Origin of the sequence: Virgisporangium ochraceum, from assembly GCF_016863655.1 — a bacterium.
GTDB classification, from domain to species: Bacteria; Actinomycetota; Actinomycetes; order Mycobacteriales; family Micromonosporaceae; genus Virgisporangium; species Virgisporangium ochraceum.
The window spans coordinates 1-21,966 of the sequence record NZ_BOPH01000095.1 but is presented as its reverse complement, the minus strand read 5'-3'; the positions used below and the strand labels follow the sequence as shown (position 1 = coordinate 21,966).

Sequence of the window (21,966 nt, the reverse complement as noted above, 5' to 3'; positions counted from 1 at the left end):
GGCGGGAAAGGGGGGCGGCGCCACCCAGGCCCGCTATGCGCCGCGGATCAGGATCTCGTCGGCGCGGTCGCGCGTGGACTCGATGAGCTTGGCGTTCGCCGCGTCGGAGCCGCCGGCCCAGGCATGGGCGGCATCGCGGCTCAGGCCACGGGTCAGCTGCCGGCGGACCAGCGCCGAATGCCGGGTGGAGTGTGGCGCGTCGAGGTACAGGGCCAGGTCGAGCAGGGGACGCACCTCGTGCCAGGGCGGCGTGTCCAGGAGGAGGTAGTTGCCCTCGGTCACCACGACCCGGACGTCGGGCGCCACGGGGATCGCACTGCCGATCGACTCGTTGATCTGGCGGTTGAACGTCGGCGCGTACACGGTCGACGGCTCCCCCGCCCGCAGCCGCCGCAGGAGGTTCACGTAGCCGGTGGCGTCGAAGGTCTCCGGCGCGCCCTTGCGGTCGGCGAGCCCGAGGCGGTTCAGTTCGGCGTTCGCCAGGTGAAAACCATCCATCGGGACCGCCACAGCGGCCGTCCCGCCGTCGTTCAGCGCCGCCGCCAGGGCGGTGGCGAGCGTGGACTTGCCCGCCGCCGGTGGCCCGGCCAGCCCGACGATCAACCGGCCGGCCCGCTCGACGACCATCGGCCGCACGGCAGCGAGTGCGGACGGCAACGCCTGCGGACGGATCACGTGGCCCCGGAACCGTCGGACGCGGCGCTGCCGAGCTTGCGCATCGCGGCCAGCCACCGCTCCCGGTCGTTCGCGCGACGCTGCTCGTACGTCGCCACCTCCGGGTGCGGCAGGATCAGGAACCGCTCCGCCCGCAGCCCGTCGACCACCGCGTCGGCGACCTCCCCGGCCGACAGCACGCGGCCCGACGCCGCCGTGACGCGGGCGCCGCGGTGCCCCGCCTCCAGCCCACCGCGCAGCATGTCGGTGTCGACGCCCTGCGGACACAGCGCGCTGACCCGGATGCCCTCCTCGCCGTACGTGATCGACAGCCACTCGGCGAACGCCACCGCCGCGTGCTTGGTGACCGCGTACGGCGCGTCGTCCATCGCGGTGAGCAGGCCCGCCGCGGAGCAGGTGTTCAGCAGGTACCCGGACCCGCGGGAGAGCATCGCCGGCACCACGGCCCGCGCCGCGTGGATGTGGGCGAGCACGTTGACACCCCACGCCCGCTCCCACACGCCGGGGTCGGCGTCGAGGCCGGCGCCGGTGGTGATGCCGGCGTTGGAGCAGAACAGGTCGATGTGCCCGAACCGGTCGAGCACGTCGGACACCATGCCCGCGACCTCGGCCTCCGACGACACGTCGACCCGGTACGGCGTCGCCACCGCGCCGAGTTCGTCGGCCACCGCTGTCGCCGACGCGAGGTCGAGGTCGGCGACGACCACGGCCACCGCCCCCTCGGCCGCGAACCGCCGCGCGAGCGCCGCTCCGATGCCCCGGCCCGCGCCCGTGACCACGACCGTGGCGCCGCTCAGCTCCACGAGTCGACCTCCGCGTCGGGGCCCAGCGCGGTGACCGCTGCCGGCAGATCGGTACCCGGCGCCGGCACGAGCGCGATCACCGGCGTCCGCACGCCGCCCTCGACGTACTCGTGCAGCTTGGCCCGCACCTGCGCCGGGGAGCCGTGGAGAACCAGGGCATCGACAAGATCATCTGGGACCGCGGCCAGCGCGCCCTTCCGGTCGCCGGCACTCCAGGCGTCCCAGACGGGGCCGAGCTCGGCCTCGCGCCCGAGCCAGCGGTGGAACTCGGCGTACGCGCCGACCGTGAGGTACGCGGTGATCATCCGCTTGCCCGCCGCCCGCGCGTACCCGGCGTCGGTGGTGGGGCACACGAAGATCCGCGCCGCCACGTCGAAGCCGTCGGGCGCACCGGCCAGCTCGGCCGTGACCTTCGGGACGTCGCCCGCCGCCAGCCAGTTCAGGATCGCCCCGTCGGCCTCGGCGGCGGCCAGCCGCAGCATGCCCGGCCGCAGCGCGGCGAGGTGCAGCTTCGGAGGCTGCTCCGGCGGCCGGTCGAGCTTGAACCGCCGGATGCGGAACGACGGGAACTCCTCGTCGACCACCTCACCGGCCAGCGCCTTGCGCAGGAACCGCAGCGTGTCACGGGTGCGGCCGAACGGATCGGTGAAGTCGAGCCCGTTCCACTGGTCGACGATCGCCGGCGACGACGCCCCGATGCCGATCACCGCCCGCCCGGGCGCCACCTCGGCCAGCGCCGTGGCGCTCATCGCCAGCAGCGCCGGCCCGCGCGTGAACACCGGGACGATCGCGGTGCCCAGCCGTGCCGACGGCTGCCACCCGGCGGCCAGCACCAGGGGCGTGAACGCGTCGACCCCGTTCACCTCGGAGGTCCACAGATCCGTGTACCCGGCGGCAACCGCCGCCGCCGCAACCGGCTCGTGGTCGGACAGCGACATCCCGGTCAGCGGGATCGTAAGTCCCCATCGGCGCACCCGCCGATCATCGCGGCCGGCCACCCTACTCAGCAACCCGATCCGCCCGAACGGCCGTCTCAAGGTCGACGCCCGCGCTCATCCGAGCCACCCGGGGCGTACCAGGCCGGCCTCGTACGCGTACACGACGAGCTGCGCCCGGTCGCGGGCGCCGAGCTTGCTCATCGAGCGGCTCACGTGGGTCTTCGCCGTGGCGGGGCTGACCATCAGCTTCACGGCGATCTCGTCGTTCGACAGGCCCGCGCCGACCAGCGCCAGCACCTCCCGCTCCCGGTCGGTGAGGCCGTCGAGCGCCTCCGGCGGACGGGGCGAGCGGCTGCGGAGGGCGAACTCCTCGATCAGGCGACGCGTGACGCTCGGCGACAGCAGCCCCTCCCCGGCCGCGACCGCCCGCACCCCCCGCAGCAGGTCGACCGGCTCGGTGTCCTTCACCAGGAAGCCGCTGGCACCGGCCCGCAGCGCCTCGAACACGTACTCGTCGAGGTCGAACGTCGTCAGGATGACGATGCGCACGTCGGCGCACTCCGGGTCGGCGACGATCTGGCGGGTGGCCTCCAGGCCGTCCATGCCCGGCATGCGGATGTCCATCAGGACCACGTCGGGGCGCTCGCGCACCGCCAGACGCACCGCGTGCGCACCGTCGGACGCCTCACCCACCACGATGAGGTCGGACTGCGCGTCGATGAGCGCCCGGAACCCGGCCCTCACCAGCGCCTGGTCGTCGGCCAGCAGCACCCTGATCACGCTCTACCCCCAGCTCCCGACAACCCGGTTCCGATCCTTCCAGCTCCGAACCCCCAGCTCCGAACCCCCAGCTCCGAACCCCCAGCTCCCGGCCCACCGGTTTCCGGCACCGGCCCGACCGTGGTCATGAAGCGCCACGTACCGGTAGCTCGGCCACCACCTCGAAGCCTCCCTCCGCCCGCGGACCGGCGCGCAGCGTGCCCCCCAGCGCCGTCGCCCGCTCACGCATGCCGGCGATGCCGTTGCCGGCGTCGGGACGCGCCTGCGGGTCGACCGTCCCCCGGTTGACCACCCGGACCCGCAGTCGCTCCGGCGAGTACGCCACCGTGAGCTCCGCCTCGGCCGCCGGACCGGCATGCCGCCGGACGTTGGTGAGCGCCTCCTGCACGATGCGGTACGCCGCGCGGTCGAGCTCGGGCGGCAGCGCCTCGCGCGTGCCCTCGACCGTGAACGCCACCGGCAGGCCGGCCGCCGCGGCCAGGTCCTCCACCTCGGCCAGCCCCGGTGCCGGCGCCTTCGGCGCCGCCTCGCCCTCCGGGCGCAGGGCCGCCAGCACGCCCCGAACCTCGCCCAGCGCCTCGGAACTCGCCTGCTTGATGGCGGCCAGCGCCGTCTTGGCCTGCTCGGGATGCTCGTCGAGCAGGTGCAGCCCCACGCCCGCCTGCACGTTGATCAGCGACAGGTGGTGCCCCAGCACGTCGTGCAGCTCACGGGCGATGCGCAGCCGCTCGTCGCTGGCCTGGCGCAGCTTCTGCTCCTCGGCGGCCCGCTCGCGCTCGGCGGCGGCCCGCTCCTCCTCCGCCTGCGCCTTGGCGATCGCCACCATCTGCGCCACCCGGGCCCGGTTCGCCTCGGCGGACCCGTACGCCACCAGCGTCCACGCGCCCATGGCCGCGGCGTGGGCCCAGGAGACCTCGCCGGTGAGCCCGCCGACGGCGACGAACACCGTGAAACCCGCCAGCAGGATGAGCCGCGACTCCCGGCGCCGCCCGGCCCGCACGGCGCGGACGAGCGCGATGAGCGCCGCGACGAACGTGGGCGCACCCGCGAACCCGGCCACCTCGTACACCACCGTGGACGCCACCGCCACCAGCAACGCGGCCGCCTGGTGCCGCCGGCCCAGCAGCAGCGCGACCGGCCCGAGCAGCAGCAGCGCGTACCCGACCGGCGGCACCGGCTCCGCCGCCAGCGCGCACCCGAGCACCTGTGCCACCCCGGCCACGATCGCCGGGCCCGGACCGCGGTCGCTCTCCTCCAGCTGGTGCATGGCCCATGGACCGTCGAGGCGCTGCCGCCCCCGCGACCCCACCCCCCGGGGGGACATCGGGATGCCGCATTCTTCACCGGAAGAGGCGAACGGCGCGGGCCCGAGCCGCTGTCCGGGCGGCCAACCACCGGAGAACCGGCCCTCGCGGGCCAACCGTGGACGACTGCGCCTCCTCATGCCACGACGGTAAGCCAGTCCGGCACCGCAGCGCGTCTCCCCAGCGCGGCATCCCTCGTACCCCCGGAGGAGTACGTCGCCGGAGCGTCTCCATCACCGGGGGTACCCCGAAAGCCGCTGTGCGGCCGACGCCAGCGGCCTCCGGACGTCGCAACCTGGAACTACCAACCAGGAGGGGTCCACAGTCATGACGAACACAGAGAATCCCGCTCCCGGACGCATCCGCGCCTCGGACGTCGAGCGCGAGGAGTACGCCAAGATCGTCCGGACCGCGATGACCGAGGGCCGGCTCGACCTGGAGGAGGGCGAGAGCCGCCTCGGCCGGGTCTACGGCGCCACGTACCGCGACGAGCTCGGCCCGCTGATCGCCGACCTCCCGCCGAGCACCGCGTTCAACACCCCGGAGCGCCTCAGCGAGGCGAAGGACCGCCTGCGCGCACACACCGGGCGCGTGGTCTCGGTCGCCGCGCTGCTCACCGGTATCTGGCTGCTCATCGCGATCCTGGTCCACCCCGTCTTCTTCTGGCCGATCATCCCGATCGCGATCATGTCGATCGGCCTCGCGCGGCACCGCCGGTGGTACCGGTGGCAGCAGCGCGGTGGCTGGGGTCCGTGGTCCGCTCGCGGTTTCGGCGGACCGGGAGAGCCCGGACGCGGACCGGGGCAGCACTGGCACGCCCAGGCCGGCCCGGGCTGGCACGCCCACGCGCACGGCCACGCCCCGCGCTGGGAGGCCGGCCAGTGCGGTCGCGTCCGCTGAGCCCGTCGATCCTGCAGGTGTGGTGGCCGACGAACCGCCTCGACACCGGGCAGCCGCGGGACCACAGCAGGCCGGAGCCGCCCGAGCGGAAACCGGCCGCGGTGGGAAACTCGCACCGTGAGAGTCGAAGCGCCTGATGCCGATGCCCGGGTACCTGCCTTCTGGCAGGGGCTCGGGCTTCCCGGCCTCGTCGACGTGCACGTGCACTTCCTCCCGCCGCGGATGCTGCGCCGGGTCTGGGCGTACTTCGACCAGGTCGGCCCGCTCACCGGGATCGAGTGGCCGATCACCTACAAATGGCCCGACGCGGACCGCGTCGCCCACCTCCGGGCCATGGGCGTGCGCCACTTCACCGCCCTCGCCTACGCGCACAAGCCCGACATGGCCAGCGACCTCAACGACTGGACGCTCGACTTCGCGGCGAAGACCGAGGGCTGCGTTCCCACCGCCACGTTCTTCCCCGAGCCGACCGTGCCGACCTACGTGGACAAGGCGCTGGAGAGCGGCGCGCGGATCTTCAAGGTGCACATCCAGGTCGGCGACTTCGACCCCCGCGAGCAGGTGCTCGACCCGGTCTGGGGCCGGCTGGCGGAGGCGGGGGTCCCGGCGGTCGTCCACTGCGGGTCGGGACCGGCGCCGGGCACCTACACCGGCCCCGGGCGGTTCGCCGAGGTGCTGAAGAGGCACCCCCGGCTCCGCGCCGTGATCGCCCACCTCGGCGCGCCGGAGTACCGCGAGTTCCTCGAGCTCGCCGGGACCTACCGGAACGTCGTGCTCGACACCACGATGGCGTTCACGTCGTTCGGACTGAACGGCGCGCCGTTCCCCACCGACCTGCTCCCCCGGCTGACGGACCTCGGCCTCGCCGGCAAGGTGGCGCTCGGCACCGACTTCCCGAACATCCCGTACCCCTACGCCCACCAGCTAGAGGCACTGGCGAACCTCGGCCTGGGCGACGAGTGGTTGCGCGCCGTCTGCTGGACCAACGGCGCCGCCCTCACGCGCGTCACATAAAGCTCTTTACGGGACCGGGAGGCCGAACGACACGGTGGTGCCCGCGCCCGGCGTGGATGAGACCCCGATCCATCCGCCGTGCGCCTCGACGATCGCCTTGCTGATCGCGAGCCCCAGGCCACTGCCGTTGATCGCGCGACGCTGCGCCTCCGCCGACCGGAAGAACCGGGTGAACAGGCGGGTCTGCTCGGCCGGGGTGATGCCGATGCCCGTGTCTGCGATGGAGACCACCACCTCCGCCGGCGCGTCGGACACCCGCGCGGTCACCGTGACCGTTCCACCGTCGGGGCAGAACTTCACCGCGTTCGACAGCAGGTTGAGCACCACCCGCCCGAGCTGCGGACCGTCGGCGTCGACGGCCGGCAGGCCCTCCGGCGGCGACAGCTTGATCGCCACCTCGGCCGGCGCGGTGGCCCGGGCCACCTCGACCGCGCTGCGCAGCACGTCGGCGATCCGCACCGGACCGCGGACGAGCATGAGCGTGCCGGCCTCGATGTGCGAGAACGTCAGCAGGTCGTCGATCAGGGCCAGCAGCCGGCGGCCGTTGCGGTCGATGATCGAGATGATCTGGCTCTGGTCGGGGTCGCGGATGTCCTCGGCGAGCATCTCCGTGTAGCCGCGGATGCTGGTCAGCGGCGTGCGGAGCTCGTGCGACACGGTCGCGACGAACTCGCTCTTGAGCCGGTCGAGCTCCTGCAGCTCGGCGTTCGACCGGGCCAGCTCCTCGGTCTGCCGCTGCAGCGCCTGCTCCGCGCGGCGGCGGGCGCTGATGTCGGCGATCTGGTGCACCAGCGGCCCGGACGTGCCGATCATCGACGCCGAGTACTGCGTCCACGTGATCTTCCCGTCGTGGCCGGTCAGCCGGATCTCGCGGACCGGGCGGCCGTGGTGGTCGTCGTCGGGCCGCGCGCGGGGTCGGGACCGGCGGTCGCCGTCGCCGCCCTCGCAGAGCAGCTTGACGTAGTCGGCCACCACCGGCCGGTCCTCCGGCAGCACCAGCCCGTCGAACGGGCGGCCGCGCACGTCGGCCATGGTGACCCCGGCCATCTCCAGCAGCGCCGTGTTCGCTTCGATCAGCGCGCCGTCGGGCGACGTGACCGCCATGCCGACCGGCGCGTGGTCGAACGCGGCCCGGAACCGCCGCTCGTGCTCCTGCGACAGCGCCTCGGCCCGGCGACGGGCATGGTCGAGCCGCTTCTGAGCGAGCGCGTGCTCGACCGCCGGACCCAGTCGGGCCAGCCGGTCCTTGAGCAGGTAGTCGACGGCACCGCGGCGCAGCGCCTCCACGCACGCGTCCTCGCTCATCGCGCCGCTCACCACGATCACCGGCGGCGGGTCCGCCAGCGCGTTGATCACCCGCAGCGCCTGCAGCGCGCCGAAACCGGGCAGGTTGTAGTCGGCGAGGACGATGTCGGGCGTGCGGCCGAGCCCGTCGACGAGCCCGGGCTCGTCGTCGACGCGCGACCACTCCGGTTCGAACCCGGCCCGCTTGAGCTCGAAGACCAGCAGGTCGGCGTCGTCCGGGTTGTCCTCGAGCAGCAGGGCTCTCATGCGGGCGCCTCGGTCTTGTTCAGCTCCAGCCAGTAGGTGCCGATGTCCTGCACCGCCCGGAAGAACCGCTCCATGTCGACCGGCTTCACGATGTAGCTGTTGGCGCCGTACTCGTAGCAGCGACGAAGGTCGATGTCCTCGGTGGAGGTGGTCAGCATGACCACCGGCAGGTGCCGCGTGCGCGGGTCCTTCTTGATCCGCCGCAGCACCTCCGGGCCGTCGACCAGCGGCAGCTTCACGTCGAGCAGCACCAGCCGCGGCTCGTCGTGCGGACCGCGGTCGGCGTAGCGGCCCTCCCGGTAGAGGTACTCGAGCGCCTCGGCGCCGTCACGCACGACGTCGACCGGGTTGGCGAAGCCTCCCCGGTCAAACGCGAGCAGTGCCAGCTCCAAGTCGGTCGGGTTGTCCTCGACCAGCAGCACCCGCGTCGGCATGGGGGATCCCCTTCCCTGGGAGCGTGAAATAGAAGGTGGCGCCGCGGTCGGGCGCGCTGTCGGCCCAGATGCGGCCGCCGTGGCGCACGATGATCCGGGACGCGAGTGCGAGCCCGACACCGGTGCCCTCGTAGTCCTCGGCCCGGTGCAGCCGCTGGAACACCTGGAACAACTTGTCCGCGAACCGCGGATCGAACCCGGCACCGTTGTCCCGCACGAAGTAGACACCTTGGTGGAAGCCGACCTCGATCTCCGCCGTTTCCCGGCCGCGGGTGTACTTGACCGCGTTGTGCAGCAGGTTCGCCACCACCTGGCGGAGCAGCCGCCGGTCGCCGGCCGCGAAGGGGAGGTCGCCGACCCGCAGCTCGATCCGCCGGCCCTCCCGGTCGGGCGCCAGCTCGTCCCAGACCTCGGCGACGAGGACGTCGAGCCGGACCTCCTCGTGGACCAGCTCCTGCCGCTGCAGCCGGGAGAACGCCAGCAGCCCGTCGATCAGCTCGCCCATGGTCTGGGCACCGGTGCGCACCCGCGCGACGTACCGGCGGCCGGTCTCGTCGAGCCTGTCCGCGTGGTCGAGCTCGAGCATCCGGGCGAACCCGTCGACGGCCCGCAGCGGCGCCCGCAGGTCGTGCGAGACGCTGTACGAGAACGCCTCCAGCTCGGCGTTGGCGGCCCGCAGCTGCTCCGCAGACGCCCGCAGCTGCTCGGCCCGGCTGGCCAGCTCGGCGGTGCGCGCCACGACCCGGTCCTCGAGCTCGGAGTTGAGGCGGCGGACCGCCTCCTCGGCGGTCCGTCGGTCGGTGACGTCGTGGAACACCGCGACCGCGCCCGGCTGGCCGGCCGCCGGGTCCAGCGGACGGGCCGACACGTTCAGGCGCAGCCCGTCGGGACGGTTCTCGTTGCGGACCACCATCTCGACCTCGTCGACCTCGTCGCCGTGCAGCGCCCGGATCAGAGGCATCTCGTCGACCTCGAACGGGGTGACGCCGTCGGCCTGGAACAGTCCGTACCGGCGCTGCCAGGTGCCGGAGTCCATCGAGTCACCGGAACGGCCCACGAGGTCCCGGGCGGCCGGGTTGGTGAGCAGGAAGCGGCCCTCGCGATCGATCACGGCCACGCCGTCGCCGATGCTGTCCATCACCGCGCGGAGCAGGCCGGCCTGCCGGCGCGCCTCGCGCTCGGCCGTCCGCGCGTCGGCGGTCGCGGCGCTGACCCGGGCCGCCAACCGGCGGCGGGTGGTGCCGACCACGTAGACCAGCACCGCGAGGAGCAGGGTGGCGGCGGAGCCGCCGGCGGCGATGCCGCGGTCGAGGTCGGTGTCGGCGCCGGGGAGCGTGGCCCGGTCGGTGTCGACGCGCAGCGTCCACTGCCGGTCGGCGACCCGCAGCGGTGCGCGGCCGCTCAGCTCGGTGGGACCGGTGCCGATGCCGGTCAGCCGGGCGAGCGGCACAGGGTCGGCGCCGGCGTGCACGGAGATGTCCAGCCGGGTGGCGACCGACGACTGCAGCAGGCGCGCCATCAGGTTCTCGGCGCGCACCCCGATGATCACCCAGCCCTGGAACGTTCCGGTCCGGTCGTTCACCGCGTTCGCGAAGATGACCGCGCGTTGCTGCTCCCCGATCGGCCGGCCGCGGTCACGCAGCAGCACGTACGGGTCGGAGACCGCCGTCGCGCCGGCCCGCCGGGCCCGGTCGAGCGCGTCGACGGCCTCCGGCACGGTGCTGAGGTCGGCGCCGTCGGTGCGCGGCGACTGGTCGAGGACGCGCTGCATCACCGCGAAGACGTGCTCGCCGGTGCCCTGCGGCCGCAGCGTCAGCCCGGGCAGGCCGCGGGTCCGCCAGGTGGCCTGGGTCGCGGCGACCGCGTCGTCGGCCGACGGCACGATGAACCCGACCGCCGCGACGCCGCGCAGGTCGAGACCCACCAGCGGCGCGGTCGCGGCGTCGAAGCCCCCGGGGGTGACCGTCTCCAGCGCGCCGACCCCGGCGGCGACCAGCCCCGACGCGTCGACGTACCGCCGCAGCTCAGCCTGCACCGCCGCCTGGATCGCGGCGGTCCCCCGGCCCATGGTCACGCGCGCCGTCCGCCACTCCGCGGTGTGCGCGAGAGCCGTCGCGGTGCCCGTCGCCGCCAGCCCGGCGACCGCGACCACGGCGGCCGCGGCGACGCCCGACCACCGCCCTTCGCGCACGACCATCCCATCGGCCGATCCGGGTGCGGTGTGATGGTTTGTCGGGTGCATTCTGGCTCGCGTCGCACCGGTAACCTCTGCCCCATGCACAACCCCTACTGCACCCACTGCGGCACGGCGTTCATCGACGCCGGATACCCGCGCACCTGTCCCGGCTGCGGCGAGATGACGTGGCAGAACCCCCTGCCGGTGGCGGTGACGCTGGTGCCGGTGCGGGTCCCCGGCGGTACGGGGCCGGGTGGCACGGGGATCGTCGTCGTGCGACGCGGCATCGAGCCGGGCTACGGCAAGCTCGGCCTGCCGGGTGGCTTCATGGAGACCGGCGAGACGTGGCAGGAGGCGGCCGTCCGGGAGCTGCGCGAGGAGACCACGATCCACGCCGACCCCGAGTCGGTGTCGATCTTCGACGTGCTCAGCTCACCCGGCGGGTACCGGCTGATCGTGGTGACCCTGCTGCCGGCCCGCGACGAGGCCGACCTGCCGCCGATGGTGCCCAACGACGAGACGCTGGAATGGCTCGTGGTCCGCGGGCCGGAGCCGCTGGTGTTCGACACCCACATGGACTCGCTGAACCGCTACTTCGCGTCGGCGTAGCACTCCACGGCCGACGCGCCGAGCGGGAACCGGACCGGCGTGTCTCCGAACAGCAGCCGCCCGGCGTCCTCGCCGGCCCGGTGGATCGCGTCGATCGCCTGCGCCGCGTCGTCGTGCGGGCAGTGCACCACGACCTCGTCGTGCTGGAAGAAGACGATCTCCATGCTGCTTCCCGCCAGCTCCGTGCGCAGCCGGGCCAGCAGCACCAGCGCCCACTCGGCGGCCGTGGCCTGCACGACGAAGTTGCGGGTGAACCTGCCCCGGGCCCGTCCCCTTTCGCCCTCCAGCCTGTCGAACGGCACCGATGACGGCGGACTGGTCCGGCCGAGCCACGACCGCACCAGGCCGCCCTGCTCGCCGGTGCGGGCCGCCTCCTCGACGTACTCCCACGCCTGCGGGTAGCTGCGCCGCAGCACCGCCAGCGCCGGCACCGCCTGCCCGCCGGTCTGCCCGTACATCGCGCCGAGCAGGGCCACCTTGGCCTTGGCCCGGTCGCCGCCGAACGAGTCGGCCGCGAGCGCCGCGTACAGGTCACCGGACCGCGCGGCGTTCGCCAGCCCCCGGTCGCCCGACATGGCCGCGAGCACGCGCGGCTCGAGCTGCGCCGCGTCGGCCACGACGAACGTGTGACCGGGGTCGGCGAGCACCGCCTTGCGGACCACCTTCGGGATCTGCAGCGCTCCCCCGCCCCGGGACGCCCACCGCCCCGACACCACGCCACCGGGTATGTACTCGGGCCGGAACCGGCCGTCGCGGATCCACTGGTCGCGCCAGACCCAGCCGTGCGCGGTCCAGATGCGGTAGAGCTCTTTGAACTCCAGAAGCAACGGGACCGCCGGGTGCTCCACCTGGCGCAGCGACCACGCCCGCGTGTTGGGGATCGAGATGCCCTCGCGGCTGAACGCCCGCACCACCTCGGCGGCGCTCGTCGGGTTGAGCCGCTGGCCGCCGAACGCCTGGCTGATCCGCTGCTGCAGGTCGGCGAGCTTGGTCGGCTGGTGGTTGAGTGGCGTGGGCTCACCGAGCAGGTCGCGAAGCACCGCGTCGTGCACGTCGGCCCGGAACGGCAGCCCCGCCCGCGTCATCTCGACGGCGAGCAACGCACCGGCCGACTCGGCCGCCACGAGCAGCTTGAACCGCCGCGGGTCGGCCGTGGCCTCGATGCGCTCCCGCTGCGCCGCGTACACCTCGACGACGTCGTCGATCGTGCCGGCCGGCGCCGCCGGCGCCGCGTCGAACAGCGCCTCCTGGACCTCGCCGGGCGGCACCGCGGCCCGGGCCGGCGGGTCGGGAGGCACGGGACGCCCGGCCAGCCGGGCCGACGCCGCCGCCAGACTCCGCGGGTGGCCCCACAGACCCTCGGCGCCGAGCAGCAGCGCCTCGGTGAGCTCGAGGTCGTGGCACCGGTCGAGCCGCACCCCGTTCCTCAGCAGCCCCGGGTAGACCTCGGCAGTGGACGCCCACAGCCACCGGACCCGGTCGTCGCGCTCGACGCCCGGGTGCCGTCGCGCGTCGGTGGTGGGCACGCCCGCCTCGGTGAGGTCGCGCAGCCAGACCCCGCCCGCCGGGTCGGGGTGCAGCGCGCGCATCACTGCGCCATTACACCCGAGCGGTACGACAAATCTGTCTTAAGTCCGAGCGGAAGCGCTCCCAGGGGCCGGTAGGGTCCGGCCGTGGCGTTACTCGGAGGTCTTCTCGGCGCGGTGCCGAGGCGGTGGTTGTTCGGCGGTGCCGGCGCGGTGCTGGTCGCCGTCGCGGTGATCACGGTGGTGCTGGTTCGGACCGGCAGCGCGGCGTGCGCCGCCCCGGCACAGGCCCGCGTGTCGGGCAAGGCGACGTTCTACGCCGCCACCGGTGCCGGGAACTGCTCGTTCGACAAGGTGTCGACGCCGCTCGTGGTGGCGCTCGGGCCGGCCGACTACCGGTCGGGTGCGGCGTGTGGCGGGTACCTCGACGTCACCGGGCCGAAGGGCACCGTGCGGGTCAAGGTGGTCGACCAGTGCCCGGAGTGCGCCGCCGGTCACATCGACCTGAGCCGCGAGGCGTTCACGAAGATCGCCAACCCGGTCGACGGGATCGTGCCGGTCACCTTCCGCACGGTCACCGACCCCGGCCTGCCCGGACCGGTGACGGTGCGGGTCAAGGAGGGCTCGTCGCAGTACTGGCTGGCGCTGCGGTTCGACAACCACGGCAACGCGCTGACCTCGGCCGAGCTCAAGGTCGGCAACGGCTTCCAGAAGCTGCAACGCACCGACTTCAACTACTGGATCGACGAGAGCGGCGCCGGTGGCGGCCCGTTCACGGTACGGCTCACCGACGCCACCGGACGGCAGACCGTGGTGCCGGGCATCAGGCTCTCGCCCGAGCAGGTGCAGCGCACCGCGGTGAGCATGTACAGCGGCGGTGCCGCCCAGGCCGCCACCCCGGCGAGGTCGGCGGCGCCGAGCGGGCCGGCGTCGGTGCCGGCCCCGCCCTCCGGGTCGCCCTCCGGGTCGGCGTCCGCGGTGGCCGGCTCTCCGGCCGCTCCCGCCGCCGCGGAAGCGGCGGCGGCGCCCGTCGTGGAGACGAAGAGCTGTCAGTAGCGCGGCGCGTTGGCGGCGTGGGCGACCATCGCGTCGGCCTCCTCCTTGGACACCTTCTGGGTGATCCCGCAGGTGCCGCACTGCTGTTTGCGTGAGACCCACAGCGGCAGCACCGGGATGAAGAACAGCGTGAACCAGGTGAGCACCCGGTAGACGACCTGCCAGCCCTGCATGCCGCAGGAGCGGCACTGCATCATCAGCCTGGCCAGTTCCTTCACCGACTGCCGGTAACCGAACAGGATCATTGGTTCCCCCTCGCTCGAACAGCGTCGCAGCGTACCTGCTTAGCTGTGCCCATGGTGTCCCTGCTGGCCGACCCCGCCGATGAGCGACTGGGCGACTACCGGGCGCTCACCGACGTCGAGCTGCGCACCCGGTGGGAACCGCCCAACGGGGTGTTCATCGCCGAGGGCGAGCTGGTGCTCCGTCGCGCCCTGCGCGCCGGTTACGCGCCGCGGTCGTTCCTCCTGGACGCGAAACGCGTGGACCAGCTGGCCGACCTCGTCGACACCGGTGCACCGGTGTACGCGGCCGAGCCCGACCTGCTGCGGACGATCACCGGGTTCAACGTGCACCGTGGCGTGCTCGCGTCCTTCCACCGCAAGCCTCCCCTGTCTCCGGAGGACGTCCTCACGACCGCCCGCCGCCTCGCGGTGCTCGAGGACATCAACAACCACACCAACATCGGCGCGATCTTCCGCGGCGCCGCCGCCCTCGGCATGGACGGGGTTCTCCTGTCGCCCACCTGCGCCGACCCCCTCTACCGGCGCAGCGTGCGGGTGAGCATGGGCGAGGTGTTCGCCGTGCCGTACGCGTTCGCGGACGCGTGGCCGGCCGGGCTCCACGCGGTCCGCTCCCACGGTTTCTCGCTGTTGGCGCTGACGCCCGGCGCGCACGCGGTCGCGTTGCCGAGCCTGACCCCCGCGCAACGCGAGCGGCCGGCCCTGCTGCTCGGCGCCGAGGGCCCGGGCCTGACGGCGGCCGCCCTGGAAGCGGCCGACGCCGCCGTGGTGATCCCCATGCACAACGGCGTCGACTCGCTCAACGTGGCAGCCGCCGCGGCGGTCGCGTTCTACGAGATCTGTCGTTAGTTACCGCTTCTTGGTACTGCTTCTTGGTACTGCTGCTTGGTACTGCTGCTGGCGCCTGCTCCTGTTTCTGCTCTTGGCGCCTGCCTCTTTGCGCCTGCCTCTATTTGCCTGTTCAGCCGCAGGCCGGTGCGACGAAGTCCGGGCGGACGCCGACGGTGAACCGGCAGCCGAACGTCGGCGCGGCGACGGTGCGCGGGTCGAGGATCGCGTCGCCGGCCGGCTTGTGGCCGCCGCGGACCCACGACACCAGGTCGTCGAAGCCGCGGGTGAGCTCGGCGGCCGTGAAGTCGCAGTGGCCGTTGGCCCGGATCGCCCGTGACACTACGTTCTTCGCCTGCCCACGGGCCATCGCCCGCTCGAGGTAGATCTGCTCCATCGAGAGGGGGACGAAGAGATCCCCGATGTTGTGGAGTGACAGGACGGGGATGCGCGGGTCACCGTAGATCTTCGGGACGCCGGTGAGGTCGGGGCTCGGCTCGGCGGTACGGCCCACCCGCAGGGTGGTGAGGTTGAGCTTGATCTCGTCCCAGGTCGGCAGCCAGTGGTTGTCGAGCTCGTACCAGGTCGTGCGGTTCGAGGTCACGTTGCCGTCCTCGACGCCGATCGTCCCGCCATTGGTGCCCGGGTACACGCCGAACAGGAAGGGGAGGCCGCTGTTGGTCGCCGTGTTCCAGAACGCGAACGCGCCCTCGAAGCCGGGCCGGTCGCCGCCCGAGCGCCGCTCGACCGCGTTCGACCACTGCCTACCGGCGGCCGTCAACGCGGGTGGCGCGCCATTGTTCACCCCGAGCACCGGCTGGATCGCCGCCACGGTGGCGGCGAACGTGGCCGGGAAGTCCGGCGGCGGGCTCAGCGGGAACTGCACCGGCACGCGGGCCAGCGCGCCGGCCGTCACCGTGGCGTCGAGGAAGTAGTCGAACAGCTCCGCGTCCCCGAGCACCCCGCAGCTCGGCATCGCCCCGACGTACGAGCCCCGGTACTTCTCGATGGCCACGCCCGTGACGTGTCCACCCATCGACATGCCGGTCATGTACACGGCCTTGGCCCGTGTGCCGGTCACGCGGGCGAACTGGGCGATCAGGGCGTGCGAGTCCCGCACACCCTGGCCGACGTCGTACCCGTTGGTCTGGTAGCTCGACGCGGCCCAGGCAAAGCCTTTCGAGATGAAGTGCGCGCGCAGCGGCGCGTTGTCGACGAACACGGTGGTTCCCGTGCCCCGGTAGCCGTGTGCGTAGATTGCAAGCTCGCCGTTCCAGTTGAGCGGCACCTCCATCCGGTAGGCGGCCCCGTTCTCGATGGCCGCGTAGGTGCGGCTGAGAGCCTTCCCGGAGCCGTCGGTCAACGGCTGGAACGGCGTCCCGTTGAGGTCGCAGTTGGGGTCGGCCACCGTGTACCCGGGCTGGGTGGTGCTGGGTACCGGAGCTACACAAGCCTGCGCCGTGGCGTCGAGACCGGGCGAGCCCAGACCCGTGCCACTCAGTGCAGGGCCACTCAGTGCAGGGCCACTCAGTGCAGGGCCGGCGGGCACCACGAGCAGGCTGCCGACAATCACGACAAGGGCGGACCAGCGGGCGGCTGGAATGATGTTCATTGATCCACCTCCGCCGCCCATGCAACGGGCTCCCCCAGCCACGCGTCAATGCTCCCGGCGTCTCACGTTCCGCCCCCACCCGAAGACACCGCGTTCGCCCCCATTCGACCCACCGCGCCCGCCACGCCGACCGCATCCCCGCCAGCCGACCGCACCTCCCACCGCGCCGGCCAAGCCATCACCGCGCCGGCCGCGTCACCGCCGCGCGGGCCAACCGACCCGCCCCGGTACGCACGCGAACGATGCCCCGCCAGCCGTTCGCTGTTCCCAGAGCGCTTCAGAGGCCGGATTCCCCTGCCGCCCGCGAACGACCGGGCACGCAGGAACATCATCGGCGACCGGTGAGGTACATCTGTGCCCGGTCGCTCGGCGCACCTCCACGACTCATGCGAGTGGCCCACCCGGCGGACGGCTCGCCGCCCCCTCCGCAGAGGTCGCGCCACCCAGGCCAGGGCGGCCGGGCAAGGGCTGCCGCGCTCCACTCAAGATGGAACGGGTCAAGATGGAACGGGTCAAGAAGGAACGGCTCAAGAAGGAACGGGCAGGGCCCCGGTCAGGCGCGTTCGCGGTGGTCTTCGGGGGTTTTCTCGCCCAGGATGGCGCTCACCGGTAGAGGGTCGGAGGCGGGCAGGCCCCTGGGGACCGGACCGGCGCCTGCCTCTGCCTTGTGGGCCTCGTCGGCGGCTTCCTTGGCGGCCTGGGCGGCTGCCTCGGCTACCTGGCGGGCCTCGGCCTCCACCTCCTCCAGGGCGGCGGAGGTCTCCTCCTTGGTGGCGGCACGTTCACCGGCGTTCGGGGAGATCAGGCCACCCACCGCACCACCGATGCCCTCCAGGGCACGGGTCAGCTCGGCGGGCACGATCCAGACCTTGTTGGCCTGGCCCTGCGCGATCTGGGGCAGCGCCTGCAGGTACTGGTAGGCCATCACCTTCGGGTCGGGATCGGCGACGTGGATCGCATCGAAGACGGTGCGGATCGCCTTGGCCTGGCCCTCGGCCTGCAGGATCCGGGCCTGCCGCTCACCCTCGGCACGCAGGACGGCGGCCTGCTGGTCGCCCTGGGCGGTGAGGATCTGCGCCTGCTTCTGGCCCTCGGCGTTCAGGATCGCGGCACGCTTGTCGCGCTCGGCGCGCATCTGCTTCTCCATCGAGTCGCGGATGCTCGGGGGCGGCTCGATCGCCTTGATCTCCACCCGGGTGACCTTCACGCCCCACCGGCCGGTGGTCTCGTCGAGCACCGTGGACAGGTGGCGGTTGATCTCCTCGCGGCTGGTCAGGGCGCGCTCCAGGTCGAGCGAACCGATCACGTTCCGCAGCGTGGTGACCGTGAGCTGCTCGATCGCCTGCAGGAAGTTGGCGATCTCGTACGTGGCCTTCACGGGGTCGGTGACCCGGAAGTACAGCACCGTGTCGATCGACACGACCAGGTTGTCGGACGTGATGACCGGCTGCGGCGGGAAGCTGACCACCTGCTCCCGCATGTCGACCTTGGAGCGCACCGCGTCGAGGAACGGCACCAGGAAGTTCAGACCCGGCGTGAGCGTGCGCTGGTACTTGCCCAGCCGCTCGACCACGTACATGCGCTGCTGCGGGACCACGCGCACGGACTTCATCACGGCGATCAGCATGAACAGCGCGATGCCGAAGATGATTATCAGCAGAATGCTCTCGGCCACGGTCAGACCCTCCAGACCATCGCGGTATTGCCTTTGATCTCGACCACGTGCACCCGCTCGCCGGGCTCCATGACCTGATCGGACTCGATCGCCCGCGCCTGCCAGTACTCGCCGTCTATCTTGATCATGCCGCTCCGGTCGTCGACCCGCTCGAGCACCACGGCCTCGCTGCCCGCGATTTCAGCCACAGGGGTGGGCTCGCCCGCGTCGCGGCCGAAGTGCCGACGCAGCGCCGGGCGCAGACCCAGCGTCGCGAGCAGCGACACGATCACGAACAGGAGCGCCTGCACGGTGACCGGTGCGTCGAGCGCGGCGGCGGCAGCGGCGGCGACCGCCCCGAGCGCGAACATGATCAGGAAGAACGATGTCGTGAAAAGCTCGGCGACCGCCAGCCCGACGGCCGCCAGTATCCAGAGCACTACAGCCACATCTCGAATACTGACACGCCGCGCCGGGCGCATGCCGCCCCGGAGGGTCGCGGGAGGGTCACTATTCGCCAAGATGGGTGCCGCCACCCACGTCGTCGCGAGGAGAGGTGTCGCCGGGAGAGGCGTCGCCGCCAGGAGAGGTGTCGCCAGGAGAGGCGTCGTCGCGAGGAGAGGCGTCGCCGCCAGGAGAAGCGTGATCGCGCCGAGAGGCGTCGAGGAGAGCGTCGTCGCAAAGGAAGGCGTCCGCCTCGGCGCGCGAGCGTAGCCGCACGAAACGCAGGTGAGCCGACGCCGGATCGGCGGACGCCTCCGAGTACCTCCGCCGGTAGTCGGCGTGCTTCACCCAGGCCCACCGCACGACCGACTTCTCCGGGTCCCAGCTGAGCAGGCTGCGCAGCGTCTCCCGGTTGCCGTTCCACAGCTCCTTCCGCATCGCCCCGCGCAGGATCGTGCGCCGGATCACCTGCCGCATCACCGTGCCGCGGGGCAGGTCGAACCAGATCACCGTGTCGGCGCGGGCCCACACCAGGTCGCGCACCGCGCGGTAGTTGCCGTCGATCACCCACCCGTCGCCGGCGACCACCGCCGCGACGCGCGCCCGGAACTCCTCCAGCGGCAGGGGCTCCCAGTTCGGCTGGTGCTGCACGGAGTCGAGCTCGAGAAATGGGACCCGCAACAGCGCGGCCAGCCGCTTACCCAGCGTCGTCTTGCCGGAGCCGGAGTTGCCGACGACGCTGACCCGCCTCATCCCAGCTCGCCCCGCAGCTGCGGGAACACCTTCGAGACCTTGCCCACCAGGTACTCGCCGTAGGTGCCGGTGAACGCGCGCAGGTCCTGGCCGTCCCACCGGGCGCCGCCCGCTGAGCCGGCCGAGGAGGAGACCGGCGGCAGCGGCGGCACCTCCCGGTCGAAGGCGGGGTCGAAAAAGAACGGGAACGACAGGCGGTCGTTGCCGCTGACGTTGCGCACCCGGTGCGGCGTCGAGCGGTACCAGCCGCCGGTGAGCCGGTCGAGCATGTCCCCGATGTTGCAGACGAACGTGTCCGGCACGGGCGGGGCGTCGACCCAGCCGCGCTGCGTGCGCACGGCCAGGCCGCCGTTGTCGTCCTGGAGGAGCAGGGTCAGCAGACCGTAGTCGGTGTGCTCGCCGACACCCCAGTCGTCGGCGTCGGGAGGCGACGGCGGGTAGTGGAAGATCCGGAACAGCACGGTCGGGTCGGCCGTGTAGCCGCCGGCGAAGTACTCCGCGTCGAGGCCGAGGCTCACGGCGACGACGCGCAGCACGTCCTGGGCGACGTCGGTGAGCCGGTCGATGTACTCCAGCACCGCCGGTCGGAGGTCGGGCACCTGCGCCGGGAACAGGTTCGCGCCGTGCAGGGGACGCGGATCGCCGGGCCGCTCGGTGCCGAAGTAGATGCCCTCCTTGCGGTCGGCCCTCCCCGACGTCAGCTCGGCGCCGACCGGGAAGTACCCGCGCCACGCCCTGCCGCCGTGCTCCATGGCGATCTCCGCCTTCGTCTCCTCGGAGAGAGCGAAGAACTCGCGAGCGGCGCGTAAGACGCGAAGCTTCACCACGTCGGGCACCCCGGTGCCCGTCACATAGAAGAAGCCCGAGTCGCGACACGCGCGCTCCACCTCGGCGGCCTTGACCGGCATCGGCGCCGCGAGGTCGATGACCGGGAGTGCCACATTCAGCTCACTTCAGTGACGAAGTCAATCAGGCGCTCCATCGAGTTGATGAGCGGCGTCTCGAGATCCCTGTAGGTACGCACGCTTCCCAGGATGCGCCGCCACATCTCGGCCGGCTCGGCGACGCCGAGCGCCGCGCAGACGCCCTCCTTCCACGGACGGCCGGGCGGGATCACCGGCCACCGGTCGATGCCGAGCCGGGCCGGCTTCACCGCCTGCCAGATGTCGACATACGGGTGACCGGTGACCAGCACGTGCGGCGACGTGACCGACGCCACGATCCGGCTCTCCTTGGAACCGGCGACGAGGTGGTCGACCAGGACGCCGAGGCGCGCGTCGGGGCCCGGACGGAACGCGTCGACCTCGCCGACGAGATCGTCGATGCCGCTCAACGGCTCCACCACGACGCCCTCGATGCGCAGGTCGTCGCCCCAGACCTTCTCCACCAACGCGGCGTCGTGGATGCCCTCCACCCAGATGCGGCTCGCGCGGGCGACCCGCGCCTGCACACCCGCGACGGCGACCGACCCCGACGCGGTGAGCCGCCGCCGCTGCGGCTTCGGAGCCGGCCTCACGAGCGTCACCGGCTCGCCGTCGAGCAGGAACGCGGCCGGCTCCAGCGGGAACAGGCGGCGCTTGCCGAACCGGTCCTCCAGCACCACCGCACCCGACTCGAAGCCGACCACCGCGCCGCAGAACCCCGAATCGACGTCCTCGACCACCAGGTCGGGCTCGGCCTCGACCTCCGGGATCTGTCGACGCGGCCGTCTCGGTTGAAGCCCATGCATGCTCCGAGAGGTTAGGCGCGTGACCCGCGTGGCGAGCGCGAGACACACCGCGCGGCCAGCACGTAGGCTGCTCTCCATGTCCCCCGCAGCGCACGCGGCAACCAAGACCGTGCGCCGCTCGGCCCGGTTCGTGTCCTGGGTCCGCGCGTGGCGCGCCGGCCTGGTGCCGTACGACGAGGTCGCCGGCGAGATAGCCGGTGACGAGGAACACCTCGCCACCGACGTTCCCGGAACGTGGACCGACGTGGAGTTACCGCTCGCCGTGCAGGCGCTGTCGAAGGTGCACCCCGACGACGTCCGGCTGGTGCTGCCGGTGCCCGGTGACCCGCGCGGCCTGCCCGGTCCCGGCCCGTTCACCGGCGCGGCGCTGCTCACCGGCGAGGGCGTGGTCGCGGGCGAGTTCGGGCTGGTGCCGGAGGTCCGCGTCCACACGTCGGGCTCGGGTGACACGTTCGAAACCGTGCTGTGGCGGTTCTACCCGCTGGCCGCCGCCCCGCGCCCGTTCGACGAGCCGTCGGCCGCCGAGGCCGAGGCCGAACTGTCGGCGGCGTTGATGTCCACCACCACGGCGTTGACCAAGCTCGACGTGGCGCAGTGGCGCCCCGAACTGGCCGGCGCCCTGCAGGCGCTGCGGCGTCCCGACAACAGCACCGACCTCCCGCCCGGGTACGACGCGCGGGCGCGCCGGCTGTACGCGCGGGCGAGCGTGCTCGACCGGGTCCTGGCGTTGGCGGAACTGTCGGCACCCGGCGGGGCGATCAACGGGTACGAGGCGCAGCAACGGGACGCGGCGCTGCGTCCGCTGACCCAGGCCTGCCGGCGCGCACTGGTGGCCGCCTGCAACGCCCCGATGATCTAGCGTCGTTGATTCGTATGCGGTCGTGGTGTGTCACTGTGCGTTCGGACGCTCTGTCTTCGCAGGGTGTCTGTTGATCGTT

The 21,966-nt window shown here is 72.7% G+C and carries 22 protein-coding genes; 6 read left to right on the top strand and 16 right to left on the bottom strand.

Going from position 1 to position 21,966, the window contains the following annotated elements; translation table 11 throughout:
* Nucleotides 1–33: 33 nt before the first annotated feature.
* The 5 genes from Voc01_RS34925 to Voc01_RS34905 all read right to left on the bottom strand — a co-directional run bounded on the left by Voc01_RS34925 (nt 34) and on the right by Voc01_RS34905 (nt 4,640).
* Complete coding sequence (locus tag Voc01_RS34925) at nt 34–675, bottom strand: nucleoside/nucleotide kinase family protein (RefSeq protein ID WP_239160690.1); 642 nt, start codon at nt 673–675, stop codon at nt 34–36.
* On the bottom strand, nt 672–1,478 hold the full coding sequence (locus Voc01_RS34920; RefSeq protein WP_203931922.1) for an SDR family oxidoreductase: 807 nt from the start codon (nt 1,476–1,478) through the stop codon (nt 672–674). The genes Voc01_RS34925 and Voc01_RS34920 overlap by 4 nt, the downstream gene beginning before the upstream one ends.
* Nucleotides 1,469–2,416, bottom strand: coding sequence for an LLM class F420-dependent oxidoreductase (locus Voc01_RS34915; RefSeq protein WP_203931921.1), 948 nt, complete (start codon nt 2,414–2,416; stop codon nt 1,469–1,471). Before Voc01_RS34915 ends, Voc01_RS34920 begins: the two co-directional genes overlap by 10 nt.
* Before the next feature lie 114 nt (nt 2,417–2,530).
* Nucleotides 2,531–3,196: a response regulator gene (locus Voc01_RS34910; RefSeq protein WP_203931920.1), complete on the bottom strand. Its 666-nt coding sequence runs from the start codon at nt 3,194–3,196 to the stop codon at nt 2,531–2,533.
* A gap of 124 nt (nt 3,197–3,320) precedes the next feature.
* Nucleotides 3,321–4,640: a sensor histidine kinase gene (locus tag Voc01_RS34905; RefSeq protein ID WP_203931919.1), complete on the bottom strand. Its 1,320-nt coding sequence runs from the start codon at nt 4,638–4,640 to the stop codon at nt 3,321–3,323.
* 187 nt (nt 4,641–4,827) lie between these two features.
* Between Voc01_RS34905 and Voc01_RS34900 the strand changes: the two genes are divergently transcribed.
* Nucleotides 4,828–5,400, top strand: coding sequence for a DUF1707 SHOCT-like domain-containing protein (locus tag Voc01_RS34900; protein ID WP_203931918.1), 573 nt, complete (start codon nt 4,828–4,830; stop codon nt 5,398–5,400).
* 117 nt (nt 5,401–5,517) lie between these two features.
* Nucleotides 5,518–6,414, top strand: a complete 897-nt coding sequence (locus tag Voc01_RS34895; RefSeq protein WP_203931917.1) for an amidohydrolase family protein — start codon at nt 5,518–5,520, stop codon at nt 6,412–6,414.
* Nucleotides 6,415–6,420: 6 nt separating this feature from the next.
* On the opposite strand, the gene Voc01_RS34890 is transcribed toward Voc01_RS34895, so the two are convergent.
* The 3 genes from Voc01_RS34890 to Voc01_RS34880 are packed head-to-tail and all read right to left on the bottom strand — an operon-like array spanning nt 6,421 to nt 10,590.
* Complete coding sequence (locus Voc01_RS34890; protein ID WP_203931916.1) at nt 6,421–7,965, bottom strand: sensor histidine kinase; 1,545 nt, start codon at nt 7,963–7,965, stop codon at nt 6,421–6,423.
* Entirely contained in the window at nt 7,962–8,399 is a 438-nt protein-coding gene (locus Voc01_RS34885; protein ID WP_203931915.1) for a response regulator, read from the bottom strand. Before Voc01_RS34885 ends, Voc01_RS34890 begins: the two co-directional genes overlap by 4 nt.
* Nucleotides 8,332–10,590, bottom strand: coding sequence for an ATP-binding protein (locus Voc01_RS34880; RefSeq protein WP_203931914.1), 2,259 nt, complete (start codon nt 10,588–10,590; stop codon nt 8,332–8,334). The genes Voc01_RS34885 and Voc01_RS34880 overlap by 68 nt, the downstream gene beginning before the upstream one ends.
* A gap of 84 nt (nt 10,591–10,674) precedes the next feature.
* Between Voc01_RS34880 and Voc01_RS34875 the strand changes: the two genes are divergently transcribed.
* On the top strand, nt 10,675–11,184 hold the full coding sequence (locus tag Voc01_RS34875; RefSeq protein ID WP_203931913.1) for an NUDIX domain-containing protein: 510 nt from the start codon (nt 10,675–10,677) through the stop codon (nt 11,182–11,184).
* Here the strand turns inward: Voc01_RS34875 and Voc01_RS34870 are convergent.
* Entirely contained in the window at nt 11,166–12,773 is a 1,608-nt protein-coding gene (locus Voc01_RS34870) for a bifunctional 3'-5' exonuclease/DNA polymerase (protein WP_203931926.1), read from the bottom strand. The two genes, Voc01_RS34875 and Voc01_RS34870, sit on opposite strands and share 19 nt — an antisense overlap.
* An 84-nt stretch (nt 12,774–12,857) precedes the next feature.
* On the opposite strand from Voc01_RS34870, the gene Voc01_RS34865 reads away from it, so the two are divergent.
* Nucleotides 12,858–13,766 (top strand): expansin EXLX1 family cellulose-binding protein, encoded by a 909-nt coding sequence (locus tag Voc01_RS34865; protein ID WP_239160689.1) that lies wholly within the window; start codon nt 12,858–12,860, stop codon nt 13,764–13,766.
* Here Voc01_RS34865 and Voc01_RS34860 read toward each other — a convergent pair.
* Nucleotides 13,760–14,011, bottom strand: a complete 252-nt coding sequence (locus tag Voc01_RS34860; RefSeq protein WP_203931912.1) for a zinc ribbon domain-containing protein — start codon at nt 14,009–14,011, stop codon at nt 13,760–13,762. The two genes, Voc01_RS34865 and Voc01_RS34860, sit on opposite strands and share 7 nt — an antisense overlap.
* A 51-nt stretch (nt 14,012–14,062) precedes the next feature.
* Here Voc01_RS34860 and Voc01_RS34855 point away from each other — a divergent pair, with 51 nt between their 5' ends.
* Nucleotides 14,063–14,857, top strand: a complete 795-nt coding sequence (locus Voc01_RS34855; RefSeq protein WP_373873909.1) for a TrmH family RNA methyltransferase — start codon at nt 14,063–14,065, stop codon at nt 14,855–14,857.
* 112 nt (nt 14,858–14,969) lie between these two features.
* Here Voc01_RS34855 and Voc01_RS34850 read toward each other — a convergent pair whose 3' ends face one another.
* The 6 genes from Voc01_RS34850 to Voc01_RS34825 form a co-directional block, all read right to left on the bottom strand.
* The gene (locus tag Voc01_RS34850; RefSeq protein ID WP_203931910.1) at nt 14,970–16,448 is read right to left on the bottom strand and encodes a phthalyl amidase; all 1,479 of its coding nucleotides are present in this window, start codon (nt 16,446–16,448) and stop codon (nt 14,970–14,972) included.
* 553 nt (nt 16,449–17,001) lie between these two features.
* Nucleotides 17,002–18,075 (bottom strand): SPFH domain-containing protein, encoded by a 1,074-nt coding sequence (locus Voc01_RS34845; protein ID WP_203931924.1) that lies wholly within the window; start codon nt 18,073–18,075, stop codon nt 17,002–17,004.
* Nucleotides 18,076–18,125: 50 nt separating this feature from the next.
* Nucleotides 18,126–18,584, bottom strand: a complete 459-nt coding sequence (locus Voc01_RS34840; protein ID WP_373873908.1) for an NfeD family protein — start codon at nt 18,582–18,584, stop codon at nt 18,126–18,128.
* A gap of 28 nt (nt 18,585–18,612) precedes the next feature.
* Nucleotides 18,613–19,299 (bottom strand): shikimate kinase, encoded by a 687-nt coding sequence (locus Voc01_RS34835; RefSeq protein WP_203931909.1) that lies wholly within the window; start codon nt 19,297–19,299, stop codon nt 18,613–18,615.
* Nucleotides 19,296–20,240: an isopenicillin N synthase family dioxygenase gene (locus Voc01_RS34830; protein WP_203931908.1), complete on the bottom strand. Its 945-nt coding sequence runs from the start codon at nt 20,238–20,240 to the stop codon at nt 19,296–19,298. The genes Voc01_RS34835 and Voc01_RS34830 overlap by 4 nt, the downstream gene beginning before the upstream one ends.
* A 2-nt stretch (nt 20,241–20,242) precedes the next feature.
* A complete protein-coding gene (locus Voc01_RS34825) occupies nt 20,243–21,028 on the bottom strand; it encodes a DUF3097 domain-containing protein (protein WP_203931907.1) in 786 nt (261 codons plus the stop codon).
* A 76-nt stretch (nt 21,029–21,104) separates the two neighbouring features.
* On the opposite strand from Voc01_RS34825, the gene Voc01_RS34820 reads away from it, so the two are divergent.
* Nucleotides 21,105–21,887: an Rv1486c family protein gene (locus Voc01_RS34820; RefSeq protein ID WP_203931906.1), complete on the top strand. Its 783-nt coding sequence runs from the start codon at nt 21,105–21,107 to the stop codon at nt 21,885–21,887.
* Nucleotides 21,888–21,966: the final 79 nt, after the last annotated feature.